At 77.3% G+C, this 23,893-nt stretch carries 14 protein-coding genes; 4 read left to right on the plus strand and 10 right to left on the minus strand.

Going from position 1 to position 23,893, the window contains the following annotated elements:
• Window positions 1-101: 101 nt before the first annotated feature.
• From C9F11_RS30990 to C9F11_RS31005, 4 genes are all read left to right on the plus strand, one after another.
• Window positions 102-2,480, plus strand: coding sequence for a GTPase-associated protein 1-related protein (locus tag C9F11_RS30990; protein ID WP_138962348.1), 2,379 nt, complete (start codon window positions 102-104; stop codon window positions 2,478-2,480).
• 146 nt (window positions 2,481-2,626) lie between these two features.
• A complete protein-coding gene (locus C9F11_RS30995; protein WP_138967199.1) occupies window positions 2,627-3,286 on the plus strand; it encodes a tellurium resistance protein in 660 nt (219 codons plus the stop codon).
• Window positions 3,283-4,191, plus strand: a complete 909-nt coding sequence (locus C9F11_RS31000; protein WP_171075882.1) for a protein phosphatase 2C domain-containing protein — start codon at window positions 3,283-3,285, stop codon at window positions 4,189-4,191. The genes C9F11_RS30995 and C9F11_RS31000 overlap by 4 nt, the downstream gene beginning before the upstream one ends.
• A gap of 18 nt (window positions 4,192-4,209) precedes the next feature.
• Window positions 4,210-5,562: a protein kinase gene (locus C9F11_RS31005; protein WP_138962350.1), complete on the plus strand. Its 1,353-nt coding sequence runs from the start codon at window positions 4,210-4,212 to the stop codon at window positions 5,560-5,562.
• 49 nt (window positions 5,563-5,611) lie between these two features.
• On the opposite strand, the gene C9F11_RS31010 is transcribed toward C9F11_RS31005, so the two are convergent.
• The 10 genes from C9F11_RS31010 to C9F11_RS31055 all read right to left on the minus strand — a co-directional run bounded on the left by C9F11_RS31010 (window position 5,612) and on the right by C9F11_RS31055 (window position 23,534).
• Window positions 5,612-7,672 carry a hypothetical protein gene (locus tag C9F11_RS31010; protein WP_138962351.1) on the minus strand — a complete coding sequence of 687 codons (2,061 nt, stop codon included), beginning with the start codon at window positions 7,670-7,672 and terminating at the stop codon, window positions 5,612-5,614.
• Between the two features lie 3 nt (window positions 7,673-7,675).
• Window positions 7,676-8,164: a hypothetical protein gene (locus C9F11_RS31015; RefSeq protein ID WP_249401944.1), complete on the minus strand. Its 489-nt coding sequence runs from the start codon at window positions 8,162-8,164 to the stop codon at window positions 7,676-7,678.
• A complete protein-coding gene (locus C9F11_RS31020) occupies window positions 8,161-9,858 on the minus strand; it encodes a hypothetical protein (protein ID WP_138962352.1) in 1,698 nt (565 codons plus the stop codon). The genes C9F11_RS31015 and C9F11_RS31020 overlap by 4 nt, the downstream gene beginning before the upstream one ends.
• A 63-nt stretch (window positions 9,859-9,921) precedes the next feature.
• The gene (locus tag C9F11_RS31025; RefSeq protein ID WP_138962353.1) at window positions 9,922-11,787 is read right to left on the minus strand and encodes an Hsp70 family protein; all 1,866 of its coding nucleotides are present in this window, start codon (window positions 11,785-11,787) and stop codon (window positions 9,922-9,924) included.
• Entirely contained in the window at window positions 11,784-13,925 is a 2,142-nt protein-coding gene (locus tag C9F11_RS31030) for an Hsp70 family protein (protein WP_138962354.1), read from the minus strand. The genes C9F11_RS31025 and C9F11_RS31030 overlap by 4 nt, the downstream gene beginning before the upstream one ends.
• Window positions 13,922-14,389, minus strand: coding sequence for a nucleotide exchange factor GrpE (grpE, locus tag C9F11_RS31035; RefSeq protein ID WP_138962355.1), 468 nt, complete (start codon window positions 14,387-14,389; stop codon window positions 13,922-13,924). Before grpE ends, C9F11_RS31030 begins: the two co-directional genes overlap by 4 nt.
• An 87-nt stretch (window positions 14,390-14,476) precedes the next feature.
• Window positions 14,477-14,824, minus strand: coding sequence for a hypothetical protein (locus C9F11_RS31040; protein ID WP_138962356.1), 348 nt, complete (start codon window positions 14,822-14,824; stop codon window positions 14,477-14,479).
• Entirely contained in the window at window positions 14,821-20,610 is a 5,790-nt protein-coding gene (locus C9F11_RS49700) for a CHAT domain-containing protein (protein ID WP_138962357.1), read from the minus strand. The genes C9F11_RS31040 and C9F11_RS49700 overlap by 4 nt, the downstream gene beginning before the upstream one ends.
• 9 nt (window positions 20,611-20,619) lie before the next feature.
• Window positions 20,620-22,983, minus strand: a complete 2,364-nt coding sequence (locus C9F11_RS31050) for a hypothetical protein (protein ID WP_138962358.1) — start codon at window positions 22,981-22,983, stop codon at window positions 20,620-20,622.
• Between the two features lie 35 nt (window positions 22,984-23,018).
• Window positions 23,019-23,534 (minus strand): hypothetical protein, encoded by a 516-nt coding sequence (locus C9F11_RS31055; protein WP_138962359.1) that lies wholly within the window; start codon window positions 23,532-23,534, stop codon window positions 23,019-23,021.
• Window positions 23,535-23,893 lie beyond the last annotated feature (359 nt).

Here is a 23,893-nt window from a genome sequence, read left to right on the forward strand (position 1 = left end):
GGACCGCGTCCGGGGGCCTGGCGGGGGGCCGGATTTCCCCCTGGTGGCGGGAAGTTGGCCGACCGCCTGCGAGGGGCGCCCCCGGGTGGTCAGAATGTGGCATGGCCATCCGCCGCCACAGCTACCGGCTCGCCGAGGAGCCGGTCACCGGAGCCGTCCGACTGATCCCTGTCCCCGTGTCCGCGCCCCCGTCACCTCTGTCCGCGCACGCCGACGGGGCCGAACGCGAGGACCAGCGACAGCTCCGGGAGTGGGCCGAACTGGCCATCGGCACCGGGCACACCCGGGGCCGCGGCCACTCGGGCGACGGAACCGGCCTCAGTTACAGCAGGCTGCCGGACGGCGGCAGCCTGCTGTGCGCCACGGCCCCCGGGGGCGACGTGGCGGCGTACCACCTGACCGAAGCCGACACGCTCGCCCGGTTCGCCGGGGAGTGGCCCATCACCTGGTGGGCGGCGGGGGCGGCCGGGACGGACCACGAACCCGCGCGGGACGCGGCGCCCGCCGCCGTCGGGCACGACGAGCTCGTCGCCTTCGCCCGCGCCCACGAGAGCCGCGTCGCCCCCTTCCTCGCCGACGTACGGCGCCTCTTCGACGACCCGGCCGGCCGGCAGCTCGTCGTCGCCGAGGAGAGACCCGGGGCCGTCGCCCGCTGGATCGCCCTGGCCTGCGCCTCGCTGCCCGCGGCGTACGTGCCGTCGCTGACGTTCACCACCGGCGCCGCCGACCCCGGGCGCGCCCCGCAGCACATCGTCGGCATCGGGCCCGACGCCGACTTCGACCGGGGCGACCCCACCGTCCTCGACCACCTCTACCGCGTCCACGACGGCCTCGGCGGGCCCGGCAGCCCGCCCCGCGCCGACACCTGGGCCACCTGGACGGCCCGCCTCTGGCTCGCCGGGGAGCCGCTGCCCGAGGCGGACGCCGCCGACGGCGACCCCTTCGCGGCGGGCCCGCTCGTCCCGCGCCTGCTGCGCGCCGGGCTCCTCACCGGGCGCGAGCTGACCGGCCTCGACGGCGCCGCGCTGCGGACGGCCGTCGCCACCCTCGTCGCGTCCGTGGCCGACCCCCGCACCGACCACGGCGGCCTGCTCGCCGTCTGCCGCGAGCTGCACGCCCACGACCCCGCCGCCGCGGCCCCCCTCGCGCTCGCCCTCGCCCGGCACCGGCTCGGCGCCGCGCGCCCCGAGGAGCTGCCCGGCGAACTCACCGCCGTCTGCGCCGAGGTGCCGCTCGACGCCGAGGCCGAGCGGGCCCTGCGCGGCGAGTACGGCGGCGACGCCGACAAGGCGCTGCGGCGCGCCCTGCGCGACCCCGTCGACACCTGGGCCGAGCCGCTGCGGATCGCCCTCGCCGTCGGCGCCGACGACGGGCGCGGCATCGGCGAGGCCATCGAGAGGCTCGCCCGCGCGCTGCGCGACCCCACCGGAGCCGAGCGCGCACCGGCCGTGCGGGTCCTCGACGACCTCGGCAGCGAGCCGCTGACCCGCCGCGTCCTGCGCCGCCTCGCCGACACCCCGCACACCCGCCGCCTCGACCTGCTCGTGGAGCTCGCCGACTCCCCGTACGGCGACTGGCTGCGCCGCAGCCTCGACGAGAACGCCCCCCTGCCCCTGCGCCTTGCCGAGGCCGCGTCGCGCTGGCGGGCGGGCGGCGCGGGCCTGCGCGGCATGGAGCTGTTCGCGAAGCTCACCGAGGTCCTCCCGCGCCGCCGGGTCACCGACGCGGACACGCTCAAGCAGATGTGGTGGCTGGTCTGGGGCAGCTCCTGTCCCGCCCCCGCCGAACTGTCGTGGGTGGCGCACACCTGCACGATGCGGCTGCTCGTCGCCGCCGGGTACGGCCTGCGCATGACGGGCCTGCTCGCCGCGCCGGACGGAGTGGACAGGGAACTCGCCGGGTTCGCCGCCGACCTGCTGCACGAGACGCACCTGCCCCGGCGGGACCGCGCCACCGCCGAACTGATCGTCGTCGCCCAGGACCTCGCCGACGGCCGCAAGGCCCTGCGGCAGGGCCTGCGCCGCTTCGAGGCACTGTGCGTCGACGCGGGCCCCCTCGGCAGCACCGTGCGGCGCGGCGTGTTCCGGCTCGTCGCCCTCGCCCTGGCCCGCGCGGACGCCGACCAGCTGGCCCGCCCGCCCGCCTTCGAGCAGCTGGTCGCGGCCGGGCCCGAACTCCTCGGCCCCTACCGGGCGTTCATGCTCGACGAGGACCGCAGGGACCGCCTGGAGCGCGAACTCCCGCTGCGGCCCGCCGAGGTCGCCGCGTACTACTACCTGTGGCGGCCGCGCGAGCGCCGCGGCATCAGCCACGACTGGCGGCGCGTCGCCGCCGAACTGCTCGACGAGGTCCTCGGGCCCGTCGCCGTCCGCCTCGACGACCGGCAGCTCTCCCACGTGGCCGACGCCATGCTCGACCGCCAGGGCATCGACCGCGTCCGGGAGTGGACCGCCTGGCGCAACAGCTTCCGCGCCCGCTGACCGCCGCGGGCGCCCCGGGGCGAAACCGGCGCCCGGCGCCCGGCGTCCTTACGTACCGACCGATCCACCTGGAGAGGGCCAGCGTGAAACAAGCCGACCACAGCAGTGACACCACCGAGATCGTCGACAACTTCCCGGGCGGCTCCATGGCCAGCCGCCCCGTCCACTTCATCTGGATGCTCGACTGCTCGGGCTCCATGAGCGTCAACGGCAAGATCGGCCAGCTGAACTTCGCCATCCGCGAGGCCATCCCGGAGATGCAGCAGGCCGCCGACTCCAACCCCGCCGCGTCGCTGCTGGTGCGCGCCATCTCCTTCGCCAGCGGAGCCAGCTGGCACGTCGGCGAGCCGACCCCGGTGAACAACTTCTCCTGGGAGGACGTCCACACGTACGGCGGCACGGACATGGGCGCCGCCTTCAAGCTCGCCGCGGGCGCCCTGCAGACGCCGCCGATGCCGCAGCGCGCGCTGCCGCCGGTGCTCGCGCTCGCCTCGGACGGACAGCCCACCGACGACTGGCGGGCGGGCCTGCGCGCCATCGACAGCACGCCCTGGGGCAAGCGGGCCGTGCGCGTCGCCGTGGCCATCGGCGACGACGCGGACAAGAGCATGCTCAAGGAGTTCCTCGCCAACCCCGAGCTGGAGCCGCTGCAGGCCAAGAACCCGCGCCAGCTCGCCGCCGCCATCCGCTGGATGTCCACGGCGGTCGTCAAGGACGCCTCGACGCCCAAGGTCGAGGACGCCAAGCCCGCGACGCCCCTTGGCCCGCCGCTGACCAAGGTCGAGGGCGAAGCCGACATCTGGTGACCGCCGAGCAGGGGACAGACCGCGCCGGGGACGTCCGCTGGGCGCTGCTCACCGGCGGGGTCAAGGGCGTCGGCAAGAAGTACAGCCAGGACTGCTGGGCCGCCAAGGCCACCGCGGACGGCCGCGCCGTCGTCCTCACGGTCGCCGACGGCCACGGCTCCGCCGCGCACTTCCGCAGCGACCTGGGGGCCCGCTGGGCCGTGGAGGAGTTCACGGCGTGCGCGGAGGTCTTCGCGCACGAGGCGGTGCGGGTCGGCGCGGACGCAGCGGGCTGGCCGGAGCTGCGGGCCGAGGCCCGGCTCCTGCCGCAGGCCGTCGGGCACCGCTGGCACCGCCGGGCGCTCTTCCACGACAGCAACACGCCCGCGCGCGGCGCCGCCCCCGCCCAGCGCGCCGCCGCCCACCGGCGGGCGCGCGGCCGCGGCGCCCCGGACCTGGCCGCGTACGGCAGCACGCTGCTCGGCGCCGTCCTCACCGAACACACGCTGCTGTGCTGGCAGTTGGGCGACGGCGACATCGTCCTCGTGGACGACGGCGGCGAGCCGCACACCCCGCTGTCCAGCGGCCCGGACCTGGGTGACGAGACCGACTCGCTCTGCGAGCCGGAGCCCTGGCGCAAGACCCGTACGCACTGGCAGCCCATCACCGGAGGTCCGCCGCCCGCCGTGCTGCTCTCCACCGACGGCCTGTCGAAGAGCTTCGCCGACCACCAGGGCTTCCTCGACTTCGCCACCGGGGTGCGCGAGCGGGCCGCGGAACAGGGCCTGGCGGCGGTGCAGGGCCAGCTCGCGGACTGGCTGGCGCGGGCGGCGAAGTACTCGGGCGACGACACGACCCTCGTCGGGGCGTTCGGAGCCCGGCGCGACACGAGTGACGCCACAGGAGGACACGAACCGCATGAGTGAAGGAACGGGGACCCAGGCATGAGCAACGGCATGCTCGCCCGCGGGAAGAAGCTGGTGGCCGAGTCGGGGGAGCGCGTCACGGTCGCGGAGCTGTTCGGCTCCGGCGGCCAGGGCGAGGTGTACCGCGTCACGACGGCCACCGGTGACCGCGCCGTGAAGTGGTACTACCCGCAGCTCGCCGACGCCCGCCAGAAGCACATCCTGGAGGGCCTCATCGAGAAGGGGTGGGACGACGACCGCTTCCTGTGGCCGCAGTCCATCGTGATGGACCCCGACGGCAAGGAGCCCGGCTTCGGCTACCTCATGGACGTGCGCCCGGCGCGGTTCCAGGACCTGCCCGCCCTGTTCCGCCGCGACCCGTCCGTCAAGGACGCCACGATGCGCACCCTGGTGACGGTCGCCCTGCACACCGTCGAGGCCTACCGCGCGCTGCACTCCAAGGGCATCGCCTACCGGGACATCAACTGGGGCAACATCTTCTTCGACCCGCGCACCGGCGACGTCCTGGTGTGCGACAACGACAACGCGGTCGTGGAGGGCGCCCTCGCCGGGGTCGCGGGCACCATGGACTTCATGGCGCCGGAGCTGGTGCGCGGCGACAAGGGCGCCCAGCCCGGCACCCAGACCGACCTGCACTCGCTCGCGGTGCTCCTGTTCCTGCTCCTGATGAACGACCACCCGTTCAACGGCGCCCTCGCCCTGCGCATCCACTGCATGGGCGAGTCCGCCAAGCGCAAGCTGTACGGCTCCGACCCGGTGTTCGTGTACGACCCCGAGGACACCCGCAACCGCCCGGTGGTGGGGGAGCAGCCGACCGTCATCGCCACCTGGGCGGCCCTGCCGAGGATCCTGCGGGACCTGTTCGTCCAGACGTTCACGCACGGGCTGCGCAGCCCGGCGCGGCGGGTGCGCGAGTCCCAGTGGCGGGACGCGCTCAGCCAGGTCCTGGACGCGATCACGCAGTGCCGGGGCTGCGGCAAGCAGAACCTCACCCAGCCCGACGGGGCGCCGCCCGACTGCTGGAAGTGCGGCAAGCCGCTCCAGCTGCCGCCCCGTCTGGAGCTGGTCACCGCCACCGGCACCACGCTGCGCACCCGGCGCGGCATCCGCCTCGACCCGAGCGCCCGCCTCTACGCCCACCACCTGGACGGCGACCCGGAGCGCCACGACTTCCGGGCCGTGGTCGGCGAGGTCACCGAACACCCGCAGCAGCGCGGCCGGTTCGGCCTCACCAACCGCACCCGCGGCACGTGGACGGCCCGCAAACAGGACGGCACGGTCCTGGACGTGGAGCCGGGCCGCACGGTCGGCCTCCAGCAGGGGCTGCTCCTGGAGTTCGGCGGCGGCGCGGAGGCCGAGGTCAAGGACTAGGTCCTGCCCGACCCATCGGGCAGGACCTCGGCGCGGCGCGCCCGCGCCGTCAGGGAGCGGGGGCCGTGCCGCGCCGCAGGAAGCGGTGCCACCACGGCCTGCGCACGGGCGGACCGGGCGGGGGCGGTGCGGCGGGCAGGGTGACCCGGGCGGGCGCGGCCGGGACGGCCACGGCGTCCGGGCGCGGCAGCGGCGCGACCGTCACCGCACAGGCCGTCTCCGGCACGGCGAGGGTGACCCTCCCGCCCGCGGCCCGATGCGTGCTGCGGGCCACACTGCGCTCCTCGCGGCGCACCCCGTCGTCCCAGGCCACGCGCGCGAGCACGGCGGGCTCGGGCCAGCTGAAGCGCACCTCGGCCCGGCCCGCTCCCAGCCGACGTACCGTCAGGTCCGGTATGGCGCAGGGATGTTCGACCACGACGCTCGGCCCGGCCACCGCGCGCCCGCCGAGCGCGCTCACCGCGGTGAGGCGCAGCCGCCGGCCGGGCGGTGCCGTCACCTCCAGCTCCCGCGCCGGGGCCGGGGCGGCGCCGAGTTCGGCGAACCGCGCCGACACGTCCGCGCCGGGCGCGACCGGACCCGCGGGCCACGGCACCAGCGTGCCCTCGCCCCGCTCCGGCGCGCTCCAGGCGAGCCGCACCCGGTCCCCGGCGCGGTGGGCGGTCAGCTCCGTGACCGGCGCGGGCCACTCCTCGACCCGGACGGTGACGCGCGCCCCCGGCGACCAGGCGGTGCCGCCGCCCGGACCGCCGCCCGGATAGCCGCAAGCCACCTCGTACGCGTACGTCCCCACGGGCAGGGGTGCGTCCAGGAGGCGGTCGGGCCCGCTCGGCACGACGGTGTGCGGGGCGCCGCCCGCCGAGCGCCGCACGCGGACGGCGGTCGCGGCCGGGTGGGGGCGCCAGCGCAGCCGCACGCCCTCGGGCACGAGGACCGCCGCCAGGCCGGAGACGTCCGGGGCGATCAGGACCGGCGCGGTCACCAGCGGCACGCCGATGACGCGGCCGCCGCGCAGCGGCACGACCGCGTAGCGCAGGGCCAGGCCGAGGGGGGCCCGCGCGTCCTCGGCGGTCAACCCCGCGGGCGGGCCGGGGAGTTCGGCGGCCCGCTCCGGCTCGCCGTCGGGGAAGCGCAGCACCTGGTACGTCACGGTGGCGCTGACCCGGGGCGGCCGCCAGGTCAGGCGTACGCGCAGGTCGTCGACGGCCACCGTGGTGGGGGCCCGGCCGGGCGCCGCGGTCGCGTCGGCCAGGCCGGTGGCGGCGCGCAGCAGGCCCGTGCGGGTCTCCGGGGCGTCCTCGGCCTCCCGCAGCGCGCCGAGCCACGCGGCGGCGGCGCCGCGCCAGTCGCCGCGCTCCTCCAGGGCGCCCGCCCGTGCGGCGAGCCGGGCCACGGCGGCCGAGCGGGCCCGCAGCGAGCCGAGCAGCCGTGCGAGGACGTGGTCCCGGGGCGCGCGGGGCAGCGCGTCGGCCACGCGTTCGGCGGCGCGCAGGCGCAGCCCCGGCCAGACGTCGTTGACGGCCTCGGCGGCCCGGCGCACCGGCCCTTCGGCGGGGAAGCCCGCGTCGACGGCGGCGGCGAGCAGCCGGGCCTCGCTGCGGTGCACACCGAGCGCGGCCACGTCGTCGGCGGTGGTCGCGGTGCCCTCCGGCCGCGGTGCGCGGTCCTTCAGGAGGCAGCACAGCTCCCACAGGACCACCCGGCGCAGGCCCATCGGGTCGTCGCGGGCGAGGGTCTCCAGGGTGTCCACGACGGCCGCCGCGGTGAGGGCGCGCGGGTCGGCCGACGTCCGCCAGGCGTCCTGCGCCTGCCGTACGTACGGCACGTCCACGCGCTGCCACAGGCCGCCGCGGCCGGGGAACCACAGGCCGTCCAGGACGCGGAAGCCGTCGTCCGTCTCGGCCTGCGGCAGGGTGCCGAAGACTCCGTCGGCCGCGCGCCGCCGCGCGGGTTCGCGCAGCAGGCCCGCCGCGTGCTGGAACCCCAGGTCGCGCAGGGCGGCGCGCAGGGCGGCGTAGCCGCGCATGCCGGGGAACTCGGGGAGCGCGGGCAGCGGCGGCAGCGTGTCGGTGCCCGTGGCCCGGACGCCGGGCCGCCAGCTCTCGGCCACCGGTCAGCCTCCGGGCGCCGTGAAGAAGTACACGCGGACGACGGCCGTCGTCGCGTCGGCGCCCAGGTCGTGGAAGTCGTCGGTGGCGGTCTTGCCGCTGAACATCGCCGGACGCCCCTTGCTCAGCTGGGAGTTGACCAGATGGGCGTACTCCGTGCCGCTCGGGCCGCCGCCGAAGGTCAGCACGAGCGCGGCCCTGCGCCCCTCCCACCGGCGGGTCTCGCGGCCGATCTGCCGGGCGAGCGACTTCTTGTCGGCGCCCTTGACCTCGAACTCCTCCGGTTCGCGCGCCACCGACGGCGGGCCGGTGGGCTTGGGCTTCTCCTTGGCGTGCGCGCCCGCGCCGCCCGGCGGCTTCGGGCGCGCGGCCAGCGGGTCGGGCCGGTCGGCCATCGACACCAGGGCGAGGACGAGGAGCAGGTCGGCGAAGAGCCAGCCCGCGAGCACGACCCCGGCGACCCGGCTGCCGCGCTGCCGCCGGCGCGGGGTCACGTGTCAGCTCCGGGTGGCGCGGACGGGCGCCGCGGCGGCGGGCGCAGGGCGGTGGTGCGGTCGGACCGCACGTCGTCCTCGGCGGCCTCGTGGCGGCGCCCGCCGCTCAGGGCCGGGTCGTCCTGGATGTCCGGCTCGGGCGCGGGGTCCCGCCGCGTCGGAGGGGGCGTCAGGTCCTCTTCGGCCGGGGGAGGCGCGGGGGCGTGCGGCGCGGCGGCCGGGGCGCCGTTCGTGCCGGTTGCTGCGCCGCTCGCGCCGTTGGCACTGTTCATGCCGTTCATGCTGTTTGTGCCGTTCGTGCCGGGCCAGGGTGACGGCGCCGGAGCCTCGTACGGACCGGGCTCCCCGTACGGGCCGGACTCCCCGTACGGGCCGGGCGTCCCATACGGACTCGACGTCCCGTACGCGCCCGACCCGGAGCCGTACCCTGGCGAACCGCCCCTGTACGACGGCGCGTTGGTCGCGTACGCGCTGGCGCCGGTGCCCGCCCCGTACGGGCCGGACGCGGCGCCGTACGGGTCCGGTCCTGCGCGGTGTCCCTCCGACCCGTTCCGCGAGGACGCCGTCGCGAGGGTCCGGACGCCCGTCTCCAGGCGGGCCGCCGCGTCCTGCCAGTGCGCGGCCGCCGCGTCCCAGCGCTCGGTGGCCTCGCGCATGCCGTCCACCGCGTCGTTCGTGCGGCCCGTGCTGGTCACCAGGGCCGCGCAGGCCTGCTCGGTGGCCTGGGCCACCGCGTCCGTCTTGGCGACGAGGTCCTTCTGGGTGGTGACGAGCGAGCGCAGCGAGCTCTCGACGGTCGCGCCCACCGTCTTGACCTGGTCGCTGAGCTGCCGCGTGGCGGCGATGCCCACGTTGCCCGCCTGGGCGGCGGTGTGCTGGCCCTCGCGCACCGCCGTCTCGATGCGGTCGGCGGCCGCGCCCAGCTTCGGCACCTCGGCGGTGAGCTTGCCCGCCGCCTCCTGGAGGGCCGTCGTCGCCCCGGTCACCGAGCCGGTGGCGCCGAGGAGCGCCTTGTGGTTCTTCTCGGCCTCGGCGGCGAGCGAGCGCATCTCCTGGGCTGCCTTGGTCAGTTCGGAGGTGAACTGCTTCGGCGAGGCGCTGCGGTGCGGCGCGAGCAGCATCTGGAGGCGGGTCAGGACGGACGCGAGGTCCGCGAGCAGCCGCTCGCGCTCCGCCTCCTGGGCGTCCTCCTCGCGCTCGGCGCGGGTGCGCACGCGCGCGTGCACCACGGAGAGGAGCACGAGCAGGGCGATCAGGACGACCGCCATCAGGGCCACGTTCTCGAACCGGCCCAGCGGCGACAGATGACCGCCGAAGCCCGACTGCCACAGCTGCAGGAACGGCCGCGTGGCCTCCTCGCGGTCCACCTTGCTCAGTTCCCCGTACGCGTGCACGGCCTCGCGCAGGCCGAACCAGGTCACCAGGAGCGGCACGAAGACCAGGGCGCCGAGTGCGGCCTCCAGGAGCCCGTCGCGCCGCGCCGAGGGTCTCCGGCCGCGCGCGGTGACGCTCTCCGGGCGGACGTAGACGTGCACGAGGTCCAGCTCGGACCAGCGGTCCAGGCGTTTGTCGTTGGTCACGTCGTGGGCCAGGACGTCGAGTTCGGCGGCGCGCGGGCCGAGCGCCGGGTGTCCCGCAAGGTCCTGCAGTTGCTTGATGAGCTCCTGCTTGTCCAGCAGCTGTGCGGGCGTCAAGCGCGTACTCCCTGTCTCGGGACCGGTGCGTGACCGTCGAGTGCCTCGCCCACGAGGCCCTCGTCAGTCGAGGACGTCACCCCTGCCGCGCCGGTTCCTGCCGTCGCGGCTCAACCGGGCCAACAGAGCCTCGGCGTCGGGGTGTTCAGGGTCCCACGTGAGGCACTTGCCAAGGGCCTCAATCGCCTCATCGCGTGCGCCGCGCCGGTGCAGCTCCCGGGCGTGCCGGTAGGTGCGGCGGGCGAGCAGGGCCCGTACCCGCTCGTTCGTCGGGTCGTGGCCGTACGCGCAGCGCAGCCAGCGCTCGGCGTCGGGGAAGTGGTCGGGCGCCACGTCGGCCATGGCGGCCGCGCAGTGCACGTCGATCATGGCGTCGAGCACGTCGGCGCGCGCCGGGTGCGCGGTGGCCTCCTGCCAGGCCAGGTGCGAGGCCTGCACGGCGTGCTCGTACCGGCCGAGGTCGAGCAGGGCCCGGGCCCGGGCCAGCTGCCGCCGGGCGGCGTGGCTGAGGGGGTCGGCTTCCTCGGGTGCCGTCTGCGGGGCCGGGTCCTCCGGTGGCCCGGAGGGCTGCGGGGGCGGCCGGTCGGAGTCGTCCGGCTCCGGTGCCGCCGACGCTCCCGTCAGGCCTTCGAGGAGCTCCCGCGCCTCCGCCACGATGTCCCTGAGCAGCGCCACCGCCTCCCTTCTGCGGCCCTGCCCGGCCAGTTCGCGGGCCTGCGCGACGTCGCGGCGCGCCGGGCCCGGGGCGTCGTCCGGGGCGAGCAGCGTCGCGGTGAGCGAGGGCGCATCGGCGAGGGTGTCGCGCCCCGGGTCCGGGGGGTCGAGCGGACCCTCCTCCAGGGCCGCGGCGCCGGACGCGGACGCGCCCCCGCCCGCGAGCCGCACCGCGTGCTTGAGGGCGCCGAGCGCGAGCAGTTCCCGGGGCCCGTGCGCGGTGCTCCGCCCCAGGTCCGCCACGCCCGAGCGCACCTGCGCGAGCCGTGTCGCGCCCCCGACGAGCAGCAGCGTGTCCACGTCCGGGCGGGTCAGGGCCGCCTCGCCGAGCAGGTCGTGGGCGCGCCGCACGGTCCGGCGCACATGCGGCTCCAGGAAGGCGTCGAGGTGCGGCCGGGTGATCCGCATGCGCAGCGGCGGCCCGGTGCCGAGGTCGAGGGTGAGCGCGGCGGAGTCCGCGGCCGACCCCTCGGCGTCGCCCAGCTCCTCGCGCGCCTCCTGGGCCCGCTCCCGGTGGCCGAGCCACCGCCGCGCGCCGCCGCCGGACACGGAGGCGGGGCCCCGGTGGGCCCGCAGCAGCCGCACCGCGGAGGCGAGCGCGGCCTCGTCGAAGGCCCGGCCGCCGGAGGTGGCCGCGCCGTCGTAGCCGAGCGCGCGGTAATGGCCGCGCACCCCGCGCACCAGGCCCAGTTCGAAGCCGTCGTAGCCCATGCCGTACACCAGGAAGGTGCCGCTGTCGCGGTCCGTGGTGTGCCCCATGACGGCGGCCAGCGAGTCGCTGATGAGGCGCACCGGCACGAGCCCGGCCGCGGCCGCCGCGTCGCGCAGGGCCTGGCGCTGCCGCGACTGGAAGGCGGCGGGCACGCTGATCACCGTCTGCGTCACGGCCCCCGCGCGGGCCTCGACGCGCTCGCGCAGCGCCCGCAGCATCCGCGCCGCGACCGCGTCGGCGTCCTCCGTACCGTCCCGCCACGGCACCGGACTCCCGCTGCCGAGCAGGGACTTCACGCTCGGGAACACCACCGGCAGGACGCCCGCGGCGGCCGGCGCGCACACCAGCCAGGGCCACTCGTCGGCGGGCAGGTCGAGGCGGCGCACCGGCTGCCCGGCCACCGCGAAGAGCGCCCGCACCCCCGTCGCGCCGAAGTCCACACCGAGGCTGACCCGGCCGTCGGCGTCCTGCGCCGTCACCCCCGTACCCCCCGCTGCCGTCATCCGCCCGCCATGTCGTCCGGGACTTGGAGGATGCCGTCGTAGTCCCGCTTGCTCGGCAGCGACGGCACGGCGCGCTCGGAGTAGGCCACCGCGATCATGCTGCGCAGGTTCTTGGCCTGCTCGGCGGTCTGGATGCGGTTGCCGTTGCGGTGGGCCGACTTGACCTGCTCCACGGCCTCGCTGATCGCCTTGACGGTCTCCAGGGGCGCGCCGTCCGAGGCCAGCTCGGCCTGGCGGAACTGGCTGGCGAGCCCGCACTGGTGGTACATGTCGTCGAGCAGCAGCTCGGTGAGGCGCTGGTACTCGCCGCTGTCGCCCATCTCCACGGCCCGCTGCGCCTGCGTGATGTCCCGGCGCACCTTCAGCTCCTGGGTGTGCTCGATGTAGGGCCCGTACCGCTTCAGGAAGTGCTGGGCCTCCCGCTCGGCGAGGCCCAGCTCCTCGCGGAGCACCGCGCTGTCGACCTCCCGCTCGGTCTCGGGCGGCGGCGTGCGCGGCTTGTCGCGCCGCGGCGTCGCCTCCAGGGCCATGTCGGTGCCGCGCACGCTGACACGGACCGTGATGATGCGGTCCGCCGAGTAGTTGAACGACACGTCCACATGGCGGTTGATCTCGATCTCCTGCGGCAGCTCGAACTCGACGACGCCCTGCTCGTCGTTCTCGCTCGCCACGTGGCTGTCGCCCTCGTACACCGGCACGCGGATCAGCCGGCTGTCCGTCGCGTGGAACGTGCGCGTGCGCGGCTCCGGCAGCGGGAAGGGCGAGCCCGCCGGGATGATCGGCACGAACACGTCGCGGCGCGCGCCCTTGACCGCGGCGATGCCCATCGCCATGGGCGTCGACTCGAACAGCCCGGTGGAGCCCACCGGCCGCGCGTTGACCAGGCTCTGGCCGCAGTCCGCGCACGCCTCGGCGGTGTACTCGTTGGCCTTCAGGCACTGCGGCGCCGGACACTCCACGCCGTTGAGGGTCTCGGCGAGCACGCCCGCGCCGTAGGCCACGCACTCCATGGGGTTGATGTTCCGGCGCACCTTGTCGCCGCCGAAGTACGCCTCGACCGCCTCGTACACCGGGCGGGTCAGGGTGCCGCCGCCGACGAGGAGCACGTCCGAGATGTCGTCGGGCGTCAGCTCGTAGCCCGTCAGGGTCTCCTTGACGAGGTCCATGGTGCGGGTCACCAGGGGCGCGATCATCCGCTGGAACTCCTCGCGGGTGAGCGCCATTTCGACGTCGACGATGCCCTCCGGGCCGTGGTACGCCGCCGGGATCACGATGTACGTCTCGCTCAGCTCGTTCAGCTCCCGCTTGGCGGCCTCGGCGGCCTTCTTCGCCTGGAACAGGAACTCCTTGTCGCGGGACGGGTCGACGCCCCGCTCGTCCCGCATCCAGGCGATGATCCGCTCCACGATCGCCAGGTCGAAGTCGTCGCCGCCGAGCCAGATGTCCCCGGCGGAGCGCAGCACCTGGAACTGGCTGTTGCCCTCGGCGTCCTTGACGGTGTTCAGGACGGAGATGTCGAACGTGCCGCCGCCCAGGTCGTAGACGAGCACCCGGCTGCGCGCCCCGCCCGGCTTGTGCAGGCCGAACGCGACCGCCGCCGCGGTCGGCTCGTCGATGATCTTCTTCACCACCAGGCCCGCGCGCTCGGCCGCCTCCCGGGTCGCGGCGCGCTGCGCGTCGCGGAAGTACGCGGGCACGGTGATCACCGCGTGCGTCACCTGCTCGCCGAGGGTGCGGGCCGCGTCCCGCACCAGCTTGTCGAGGATCACGCTGGAGATCTCGGAGGGGGTGCGGCTGCGGCCGCCGAGCAGCACGTGGGCGCGCGGGTCGTCGTCGGGCCCCGACACGATCTCGTACGAGAGGCGCTCGCGGGCCTGTGCCACCGAGCGGTCCGCGAAGTCGCGGCCCATCAGGCGCTTCACGGACACGACGGTCTCCCGCGGCTGGCGCACCGCCCATCTGAGGGCGTCCTCGCCGACGAGGGTCTGGTCCTTGCCGTCGCGCCGCGCGAGGCCGACCACCGACGGCGTGAGCCGGTCGCCCTTGCTGTTGGTGAGGACCGCGATGTCGTCGCGGTGCGGGTCGTGGGCGGCGACGGCGCTGTTCGTCGTGCCGAGGTCGATCCCGATGGCCTTCATCCCTGTGCTGTCCCTTCCTGTGCTGCCTGGGTCCGTTCCTCCGCGGCGTCGCCCGCGGCGACCACGACCCGGGCGGCGCGCAGCACGTGCCCCCGGTATCGATACCCGCGCCGCGCCACCTCAAGGACCTCGTCGTCGACCGCGCCCGCGGGCGCCGGGCGCACGCCCACGACGTGGTGCGTGGCCGGGTCCGCGCGCTCGCCGACCGCGCCGAGCGGCTCCAGGCCCGCGCCGGTCGCGGCCGCCTCCAGCTGCCCCGCGATGAGCCGCACCGTGCGCCGGTACGCCGCCGGGTCCTGCCGCGGCCCGGCGGCGAGCAGCCGGTCGCACGCGTCCAGGGCGTCGGCGCACGCCAGGAGCAGCCGCTCGGTGTGCGCGCGGTGCGCGGCGTCGCGCTCGGCCAGCGCCCGCGCCCCCTCGTACGCGACGCGCGCGGCCGCCGCGGTGGACTCCTGCTCGGTCACGGTGTCCTCCTCATCCGTCCGGGTCCGCCGCCGTCCGGCGGGCGTCCCGGGCCGCTGTCGTCCGGCGGGATCCGTCCCGGGCCGCCGTCATGCGTCGAACCGGATCAGCTCGTCCAGGAGCCGGGCGACCGCCTCCCCGGACAGCGGCTCCCCGGCGCCCGGGCCGCTCGCCCCGGCGAGCAGCCGGTCGATCTCCTCGGTGGCGCCCGGCAGTTCGGCGGCGACGTCGACGGCGTACAGGAACAGGTCGACGAGCAGCCGCCCCGGCACCGTGCGCAGCTCGTCCCACGCGGCCTGCGCTGCCGGGGTCATCAGCCGCCGGGCGAGCAGCTCGAACGGCGCGTCGCGCAGCTCGGCGTGCGTGGTCCACGGGGTGACCGGGGCCTCGGCGAGCGCGTCGTAGGGGCTCGGGGGCCCGTCGGGGTCCTGGATCACGGCGGGGTGCCCTTCTCGGGGGGTGCTCCGGGCGGCGCCGCGGTCAGGGCGGCGCGCCAGCCGCGCACCGCGTCGAGGAGCGCGCGGCGCACCCGCGGGTCCATCGCGTCCGCGCGGGTCGCGCGGATCAGGTGGTGCAGGGCCTTGCGCACGTCGCCCCGGGCCCGTTCGGCCTCCGCGCGGTCGGTCAGCTCCGCGGCCCACGAGGCCAGGTCGTCCTCGTCCGGCGGCGGCTCCGCGCCGTCGCTGCGGATCAGCGCGCCCATGCCCGCGACGCCCAGGTCGGTGGCGAGCAGCCGGTCCAGCTCCTCCAGGGCCTCGCCGAGGGTCTCGCGGTAGTTGTGCGTGAGGGCCTGGCCGAGGCCGACGTCGAGCAGCCCGAGGGCCTCGTGCAGGTGCCGCAGGCGGACGGGCAGCGGGTCGCCGCGCTCGTCGAGGGTGAAGACCAGGGCGCGGGCGAGGTTGTCCCGTGCGTGGTTGGAGGCCGGGTTGAGGTCGAGGGCGCGGCGCAGGTCGGCCTCGGCGCCGTACACGTCCGAGCGCATGCCGTGCTTGGTGCGGGTGTAGCCGCGCCACACCCCGCGCATCGAGTACAGCGAGGAGAGCCTGCCGTCCAGCTGGTCGCGCACCTCGCGGTCCAGCGGGTGAAGGAGCGGCGGCACGGCCTCGACGAGCGCGATGGCCTCGTCGAGCCCGTCGCCGCGGCGCGCCCCGGGCCCGGACGGCTCGCTGACGAGGGCCTCCACCCGGCCGAGCGCGGTGCGGACGACCGCCTTCTTCGCACGGGCCGACATCCCGGCGCGGCGGGCGACCCGCACCAGGCGCTCCCACTGTTCGAGGGCGCGGCTCAGCCCGTCCTCGCCGTCGGCGAGGGCCGAGCGGGACAGTTCGAGGCGGGCCCGCACGGCCAGTTCGACGCCGTCCTGGAGCAGCCGCGCGTGCCGGTGCGCCAGCTGGACGTACGCGGGGTCCCGGCGCAGGAAGTCCCGGCAGTGCCCGCAGCCCTCGATGTGGCGGCGCGGGTCGGCCGCGGCGGCGGGGCCCGCGCAGTCCTCGGGCAGCGTGGTGAGCGTCGGGAAGGCGGGCAGGGCGCCCAGGGCCCCCGGGAACTTGTGGACCGCGCACAGCGCGAGCGACCGGGCCAGGCCGGAGAACGCCCAGCGCAGCTCGCGGGCCGCGTACTCGCCCGGGTCCTTGCCGTCCTTGGCGGCGGCGTCCAGCTGCGCGGCCAGCGCGGCGAGCGGCAGCTGCAGATCGAGCAGCCGCAGATAGTGCGGCCCGCAGGCGAGCGCGCCGCGCGCCCCGGGCACCCCGGGGAGCCCGCCCACGTCCTTCAGGACCCGGGCGCCCCCCAGCTCGGCCTCCAGGAAGGCCGCCAACTCGCCGTACTCCTCGGCCTGCTGGGGCCGCCCCTCCTCGGTGTGCCGCTGCTCGTACGCGGACAGCTGCGCGGACAGATGACGGCTCAGCTCCCAGCGCAGCCGGTTCATGTCCTCCGGGGCCAGCTCGCGCGCGTAGCAGGCGGCGCGCTCGGCCCGCCAGCCGTCCCAGTACGCGTCGTCGCTGAGCAGCGTCGACCAGTACGCGAGCGCCTGCTCCCAGGTGCGCGTGGCGTGCTCCCAGGCGCCGCTCTGCTCCAGCTCCTGCGCCTGCCAGAGGCGGGCCACGGCGAGGCCGTGCACCACCGCCATGTCGCCGGGGGCCGCGGCCAGGCGCCGCTCCCACTCGGCGGCGGCCGCGTCCCGGCCGCGCGCGAGGAGCAGCAGCAGCGGCGCGTCCTCGGGGAAGCGCTCGCACAGCACGTCCACGAGCCCGGGCCCGGCGTGCTCGTCGTCCGGCGACAGCGTGGCCAGCGCGTCGCGCACGGCGTCGGGCGCGTGCCAGCGGTACAGCAGGGCGTCCAACTGGAGCCTGCGGCCCGGTAGTTGGAGCCGGTCCAGGGCGACACGCTCGGACCAGGACATGCCGCCGCGCCCCAGGAGCGTGTACGGCGCGTCCCGGACGGCGGCCATGGACACGCCGGGGTGCACGCCCGCCTCGCGCAGCGCCAGATACGGGTACGTGGGGTCGCGCAGCGCGAACGGGTCGGCGGTCAGCGGGGCGTGGGTCAGGCCGTCGGCCCAGGGCAGCAGATCGAGCAGCCGCCGCAGCCGGCGGCGCCGCACCTCGGCCCGGTCGAGCCGTCCCGCGGCGCGCTCGTACGCGGCCACGGCGTCGCTCCAGCGGCCGTCGCGCTCCAGCAACCGCCCCTGCGCGTAGGCGAGGTGGGCGTCGGCGTCCCGGTGCCCCAGGCACGCGCCGAACGCCTCCGCGGCCTTCTCCCACTCCTGGTGGGCGTCCGCGATGCGGCCGCGCGCGTACGCGTCCACGGCGTCCACGGCGGCCGCGGCGTCCACGCCGGGCTGCCCCCGCAGCGCCTGGGCCGCCGCCACGACGGCGGTCCACTCGCCCTCGGCCTCGGCGGCCCGCAGCCGCGCGTACCGGCAGCGCGCCGCGCAGTCCGCGCCGTCGAGCCCGCCGCCGATCTCCTCGTACGCCGCCGCGACCGCCCGCCACTGCGCCGCCCCGGTGGCCCGTTCCTCGCCGACGCGCGCCCCGGCGTAGCGCCGCCGCGCGGGCACGTCCGCCCACGCGTCCGGCAGGACGCGGTAGACCCGCAGCGCGTCGTGCCAGCGGCCGGCGGCCTCGTGGGTGCGGGCGAGGGCGTAGAGGTAGAGGTGCAAGGGCTCGGGGGCCGCCGGGGTCTGCGGGGCGGCGGTGCCGTTCTGGAAGGCGCGCCCGTAGATCGCGCAGGCCGCCGCCCAGTCGGGCCGCGCCTCCGCGCGGCGGCCCTCCGCCTTGCGGCGCAGCGGGGCGACCGTGCCCTCGCGCGCGGTGTCCGGCACGCCCGCGAGCAGCGCGCAGGCCGCCGCCCAGTCGCGGTGGACGTCGGCCGCCACCCGGGCGCGGGCGTAGCGGCGGCGCACCCCCACGTCGCCGTCCGCGTAGGCGTCCGGCAGCCTCCCGAAGCCGTCGATGACACCGGCCCACGCGCCCCGGGCGTCGGCGGCCCGGCCGTGCGCGTACAGGACCTGGTCCGCCACGTCGGCGAAGGAGTCCGCGAGGCCGCCGAGCCAGGCGAGCGCCCCGTCCCAGTCGGCCCGCTCGCGGCAGAGCCGTGCCCGGGCGTAGGCGCAGCGGCCGTCGGCGTCGAGGTGGGCGACGGCAGGGGAGCCGGGGCCACCGGGTCCGCCAGGGCCGCCGGGTCCGCCGGGGCCGTTCCCGGGGGAGCGGCACGCCTCGAAGGCCGCGACGGCGGCTGCCCAGTCCCCCTCCTCGGCGGCCGCGCGGCCGCACGCGTAGGACCGGCGGAGGGCGGCGTCGGCGATGCCCGGGGTGGCCGGGGTGTGCGGGGCATCCGGGGCGGGCCGTGGGGCGGCCGGGGCCGGGGAGTCGGGGCCGACGGGTGAGGCGTCCGGCCCGGGTGGCGGGGCGTGCGGGTCCGGGGAGTTCGGGGCGGGTGGTGCGGGGGCCGGGTCGTGGGAGTTGGGGGCGGGTGGTGCCGGGGCCGGGCCCGGGGCGGCCGGTCCGGGTGGTGGCACGGTAGGGCCCGGGGCGTCCGGTCCGGGTGGCGCGGCCGTAGGGCCCGAGGAGTTCGGGCCGGATGGTGCGCTGCCCGAGCCCGGGGAGTTCGGCCCGGATGCGCCCGGGGCGCCCCCGCACTCCGCGTACGCCGCCGCGGCCTCCCGCCACCGCCCCGCGGCCTCCGCCGACCGGCCGCGGACGTACGCCGCGCGGGCCGCCGCGGCCGGGTCGTCGGGGCACAGGGCCGCGGCCCCGGCGTAGGCGTGCGCGGCGGCGTCCCAGTCGCCCTCGCGGTGGGCCCGCTCGGCGGCGGCGCGGAGCGAGGCGGCGCGCAGGGCCGTGCGCGCGGCGGCCAGGCGCTCCGGGACCTCCGTGCGGCCGAGCCCGGCGGCGGCCACCTCCTCGTACAGGCGGACGGCCGCGTCCCAGTCGGCGGCGGCCTCCGCCGTCCGCGCGCGGTCGAGGAGTTCGGCGGCGAGCCGCAGCCGCTCCGCGCGGGCGGTCAGCGGCCCCGGCAGCGGCAGGGGCAGCGCCGCGTGGACCACGGCGAGCTGCGCGGCCGCGGCGGCCCCGTCGCCCTCGTGGGCGAGCAGGCCGCACAGCTTCTCCAGGTCGGGCCAGGCCAGTTCGCACGCCGCCTCGGTGCGCAGGCGCCGCTGCTCGTCCTCGTACTGCCGCGTGGGCGTGCGCAGGATGCGCTGCACCTGCGGCCACCGGCCCTGGTCGCGCTCGAAGCGGGCGGCGCTGATCAGCGTGGTGGCGTCCACGTGCCCGACGGGGCTCTGGAAGGCGCGCAGCGCGTCCGCGCCCTCGCGCAGCGGGTCGGCCACGGCGCCGCCGTCGTCGCGGACCTCGCGCGCCTTGAACAGCCAGCCGTGCCGGTACTCGGCGTGCAGGAACAGCGCGGGCGTCGCCCACTCGACGGCGGTGTGGCGCGGCAGGTGCGAGATGCGGCGGCGGGCCGTGGACACCGCCTCGTCGACGGTGCGGTTGGCCGCGAGCTCCTTGAACAGCTCGGGGCTGAAGCGGCCCGCCGACGCGTCGCTGACGCGGCCGCGCATCGCCACCACGGCGGGCAGGCCCCCGGCGACCAGCGCCTGCGCGAGCCCCGAGAACGGCTCGGCGTGCATCCCGTCGGGTCCCGAACTGTCCGCCCCCGCGCAGAGGTTGAGCACGGCGAGGCGCAGCCGCGGCGCCTTCAGGAGGATGCCGCTGAGCAGATCGGCGGGGACGCTGTCGACGCCGCCTGACTCGGTCTCCAGCTGGACGACGCCCTTGCCGAGCTCCTCGTCGTAGCGGCCGTGGGCGATGAGCAGCACGGCCGTGGGCAGGTCGCCGTGCGCGGCGAGGGCCGCCTCCAGGCGCTCGCGCGTGGCCGCCTCCACGACGGTGGTGCGCACGGCCACCTCGGGCAGCTCCTGGCGCAGCGCGGCGACCTCCGCGTCCAGGCGCAGGGCCGGGCCCGCTCCGGGCGGCGACGCGCAGGCGACGAGCAGCCGGATCAGGCTCGGCTCGTCCGCGGGCGTGGGCAGCCGCTGGCCCAGCGGGCCGCCCGGCAGGGAACGCACCAGCGAGTAGGCGGGGTTGAGGGCGAGCGACTGGTGCGGCAGGTCGGCCGGGGCGCACAGCGCCTCCAGGGGCAGCTCGCGCAGGCGCGGCGGCAGGTCGAAGCGGAGCCGGAGGCGGCGGCCCGGGGCGGTGCGCTGGGCGAGGTCGAGGGCGGAGGCCAGACAGGCGGCGGTGGGGGAGGAGCGGGGGCCGCGGGGCGGGGGCGGCACGGCCGGGGCGGTGCGGGGCGGCCCGTACGCCGGGCTGCCGGGCGCCGGGGGCGGCGGACCGAAGCCGGGTGCCGGGGTCTGCGGGCCGAAGCCGGGGGCGGCGAACCCCGGGGCTCCCGGCCCGAACCCGGCGTTGCCGGGAGGCCCGGCCGGTGTCGCGTACGGACGGCCGGGGCGTCCGGGCGCCGCCTGGGCGCCGTCGCCGAACAGCAGCCCGTACACGGCGCGCCCCAGCTCCCGCAGCTGCTCGACGGTGTGCCGCTCGCCCATCGGCGCATGGCCGAGGTCGGCCTCGACGAGGCGGTCCCAGCGGGCGCGGAGCGCCGCGGGCTCGCCGTCGACGGCGATGACGTCGGTGGCGCAGGACGGCCCGCTGACGGCCACCAGGAAGCGGGCAGGGCCGAACGGGCGGACGCGGATGCGCAGTTCCTCGTACTCGTACACCGCCTCCGGTCACCTCCCGCTCTCGTCGAACTGCTCGCGTACGAAGTCGAGTTCGTCCTGGGCCCGGCGCCGCTCCTCGGCGATCTCGGGGTCGTCGGGGAAGCGGGCGAGCGCCGCCGTCAGTACCTCGACGGCCTCCTCCAGGACGGCGCGCGCGCCGGACAGGCTGCCCGACCCCCACCGCTGGAGGGCCAGGCCGCGCAGCACGATACCGAGGCTGAGCTGTGCCCGCCGCCCGTGCGGGCTCAGGTCCACCGAGCGCCGCAGATCGGCGGCGGGCGCGTCGAGCGTGGCGCCCTCGCGGTTCGCCTCGACGATGCCCCGGTCGGCGAGGGCCCGCGCCAACTGGCCGTCGATGCGCGGCCGTTCGTTGGCGCCGATGACGGTGCGGGCGGCCTCCAGGGTGGCCACGGCCCGGCCGAGCAGCCCGGCGCGGTGGGCGTCCTTCGCGGCGGCGAGGGCGAGGCCGACGACCTTCGCCTGGGTCGGTCGGTAGCGGCCGAGCTCCCGGGCGTGCACGAGGGCGCGCCGCAGGGAGGCGGCGGCCGCCCCGAAGTCCGGCGGCTCGGCGCGGAGCTGGTCGTGGCCGAGCGTGACGCGGGCGTGCAGCGCGAGGTCCCTGGCGTCGCGGGCGAGCCGTGCGTGGCGGTCGGCCAGGCCCGCGTAGCCCGGGTTCAGCTCGTCGAAGCGCGGGCAGTCCGCCTCGCACACGGGCGCGGCGCCCGGGTCCGCCGCGCGGGCCCGCGCACGGCAGGCGGGGCAGCGCAGCTCCCCGAGCGCGGCCAGGGCGTCGCCGGGCAGCCCGTGCCGCAACTGCATGTGTGCGAAGCCCAGTTCGGAGAAGGCGTGCACGAGCGCGTCGTCCGGCCGGGCGGCGGCGAACGCGCCGAACTCCCGCACCGCGCCGAGCGCCGCGATCCGCAGGGGCCCGCCGCGCACGGGCGGGCCGGGCGGTCCGTCCGTCGCCCCGGGCGGTCGCGGCGGCGAGCCGTCCGCGGCGCCGGGCAGGTGTGGTGACGCTCCGGCCGCCGCGTCGAGCAGCCGCGCCGCCTCGGCCTCGCGCTGGAGCAGCAGGCCGGGCGGCACCCTGGCGCCGGTGCCGGCACCGGCGTCGGCGAGCCGTCGCGCGAGGTGCTCGCACAGCGCGGTCCGCAGATCCGGTACGAGGGACTCCGCCACGTCGACGCCGTACCGGGACGCGGCACCGCGCCGGATCCGCTCCCAGAAGGCGGCGTCGTGCAGCAGCGCGCCCCACGCGCCCACGCACCGTTCGAGGGTGGAACTGTCTGTGCCAGAGCGGGAGTTGAGCAGCATGAGTGCGAGTGCGTGGGTGACCCGGTGGTCGGCCGGGTCGTGCCGGGTGGCGTCGTCGAGGAGACCGACGGCCGCGTCGCGGCGGCCGCCCGCGACGAGCGTCACCGCGTACAGCGGTACGTACGCGCCGCGCTCGCGGCACAGCCCCCAGGACGCGGCGGTGAGCGCGGCGGCCCGCTCCCGGTCGGGCGCGTCCCCGCCGAGCGCGGTCAGCGCGGCCCGCCGCAGGCGCAGCGCGACCTGCCGGGCGCCCCCGCCGAGCGCCGCCTCGACCCACCGCGCCTCGTCGTCGAGCGGCCCGGCCCGCGCCGCCGCCCGCAGATCGTCGAGCGCGGCGGCCGCGCGCCCCGACTTGGCGCGTACGTAGGCGCGTTGCACGGCCGCGCGCGGGTGCGGGTCCGGCCGGTCGAGGGCCTCGGTGAAGCACGCCTCGGCCGCCGCGAGGTCCCCGCGCCGCGCGAGCGCGCACCCCGCCCAGAAGGGGGCCGCGGCACCGCCGGGATCCGCCTCCCGCGCCCGGCGGAACTCCACGAGGGCCTGCCCTGTGTCCCCGGCGGCGAGGCGCAGGCGCCCGAGGCCGATACGGGCGCGGGCAAGGACGTCGGCGCCGTCCTGGGCGGTGACATCGACGACGTCCGGAGTGTGGGTGGTGCCCGGAGCATGGGTGGCGCGGGGGGCTGCGGCGGCGGCGCGCGGAGCATCAGCGGTGTCCGGGGCATCGGTGGTCTCCGGGGGATCGGCGGTGTCCGGAGGGTTGACGGTTTCTGGAGGATCGGTGGTGTCCGGAGGGTCGACGGTGTCCGGAGCACCAGCGGTCTCCGAGGCGTCGGCGGTCTCCGGGGCACCAGTGGTCTCCGGGGCATCGGCGGTCTCCGGGGTGCCGTTGGTCAGGGGCGTCCCGGGCGGGGAGCCGTCGTCGGCGCGTGCCGGGCGCGCGAGGTCCGCCGCGCGCCGGAAGGAGGCCTCCGCGCCCGGCGCGTCCCCGCGCGCCCACCGGGCCTCGCCCTCGGCGCAGGCCGTTCGCGCCGCGGCGTACGCCGTCCCTCTTCGCGCCCCCACGTCTCGTGCGCCCCCGATCAGCGGCCGGTGCCGGGTCAGCCCGCGGCCTCGTCCAACTCGGAACGCCAGCGGGACTGCTGTCGGTCGTAGTGCAGGGGCCCCACCCGGAACGCCGTCAAGTCGAGCCCCAGTAGCCGTTCATACGCTTCGGCGGGGAGGTCCGGTTCCAGGACGACGCTCAGGCCGCTGCGGTCGTCCCGCAGCACGAGGGGGCGCGGCGGCGCGGCGGCGGCTCCGTCGCGGCGCGCCAGGCGGCCCACCACCGCCTTGAACGCCCCGTAGGCGTCCCGCACCGCCTCCGCGCCCAGACCGCTGAGGAACGCCTGCAACGGCAGCGCGGCGAGGACCAGCCAGGGCACGTCGCCCGCGCCGCGGTGACCGACGGCGCGGCGTACCCGCGCGGTGCGGACGCCGAGCCCGGCGAGCGCGGCGACCAGGTCGTCGCCGAGGGCGTCGCTGACGTCCTGGTCCAGGAGCAGCTCGGCGCGCAGCGGCACACCGGAAGTGCCGGGCGTACGGGGCGCGTCGGGCAGCGGCGGCGCGTCGGGCATGGGGCGTCATCCTTCCGCCGGGAGTGCGGGGCGTGCGACGGGGCACGGGCCCGCAGCCTAGAGGCCGGGCGGCCTGCCGCGCGGGCGAAACCGGATCTCTCGCCCTCCCGATTCCTCAGCCAAGGCCCTGAACAGGCACTCTTGCCAGATTTTTCCGGAATGGGGGATTCATGGAACTTTCGTGCTGTGCCGGGAGTCTTCTGAGGTGAAGGCTGAAACGCAGCTGAACACGGGGGTGTTCACCTTGACCGACATCGACCTCGACTTGGACGTCCGGCCCGGGACCGACCAGCCCGGCCCGGCCGATCAGCCGGATGCGACCGCCGACCCGGACGCGACCGCCGCCCTCGACACGACCG

Origin of the sequence: Streptomyces sp. YIM 121038, from assembly GCF_006088715.1 — a bacterium.
Lineage (GTDB): Bacteria > Actinomycetota > Actinomycetes > Streptomycetales > Streptomycetaceae > Streptomyces.

Bases quoted from the DNA above. Each gene is read 5' to 3' on its own strand.
- C9F11_RS30995 (WP_138967199.1), top strand. From the start codon at position 2,627: ATGGCCAGCCGCCCCGTCCACTTCATCTGGATGCTCGACTGCTCGGGC.
- C9F11_RS30990 (WP_138962348.1), top strand. From the start codon at position 102: ATGGCCATCCGCCGCCACAGCTACCGGCTCGCCGAGGAGCCGGTCACC.
- C9F11_RS31005 (WP_138962350.1), top strand. From the start codon at position 4,210: ATGAGCAACGGCATGCTCGCCCGCGGGAAGAAGCTGGTGGCCGAGTCG.
- C9F11_RS31030 (WP_138962354.1), bottom strand. From the start codon at position 13,925: ATGAAGGCCATCGGGATCGACCTCGGCACGACGAACAGCGCCGTCGCC.
- C9F11_RS31055 (WP_138962359.1), bottom strand. From the start codon at position 23,534: ATGCCCGACGCGCCGCCGCTGCCCGACGCGCCCCGTACGCCCGGCACT.
- C9F11_RS31025 (WP_138962353.1), bottom strand. From the start codon at position 11,787: ATGACGGCAGCGGGGGGTACGGGGGTGACGGCGCAGGACGCCGACGGC.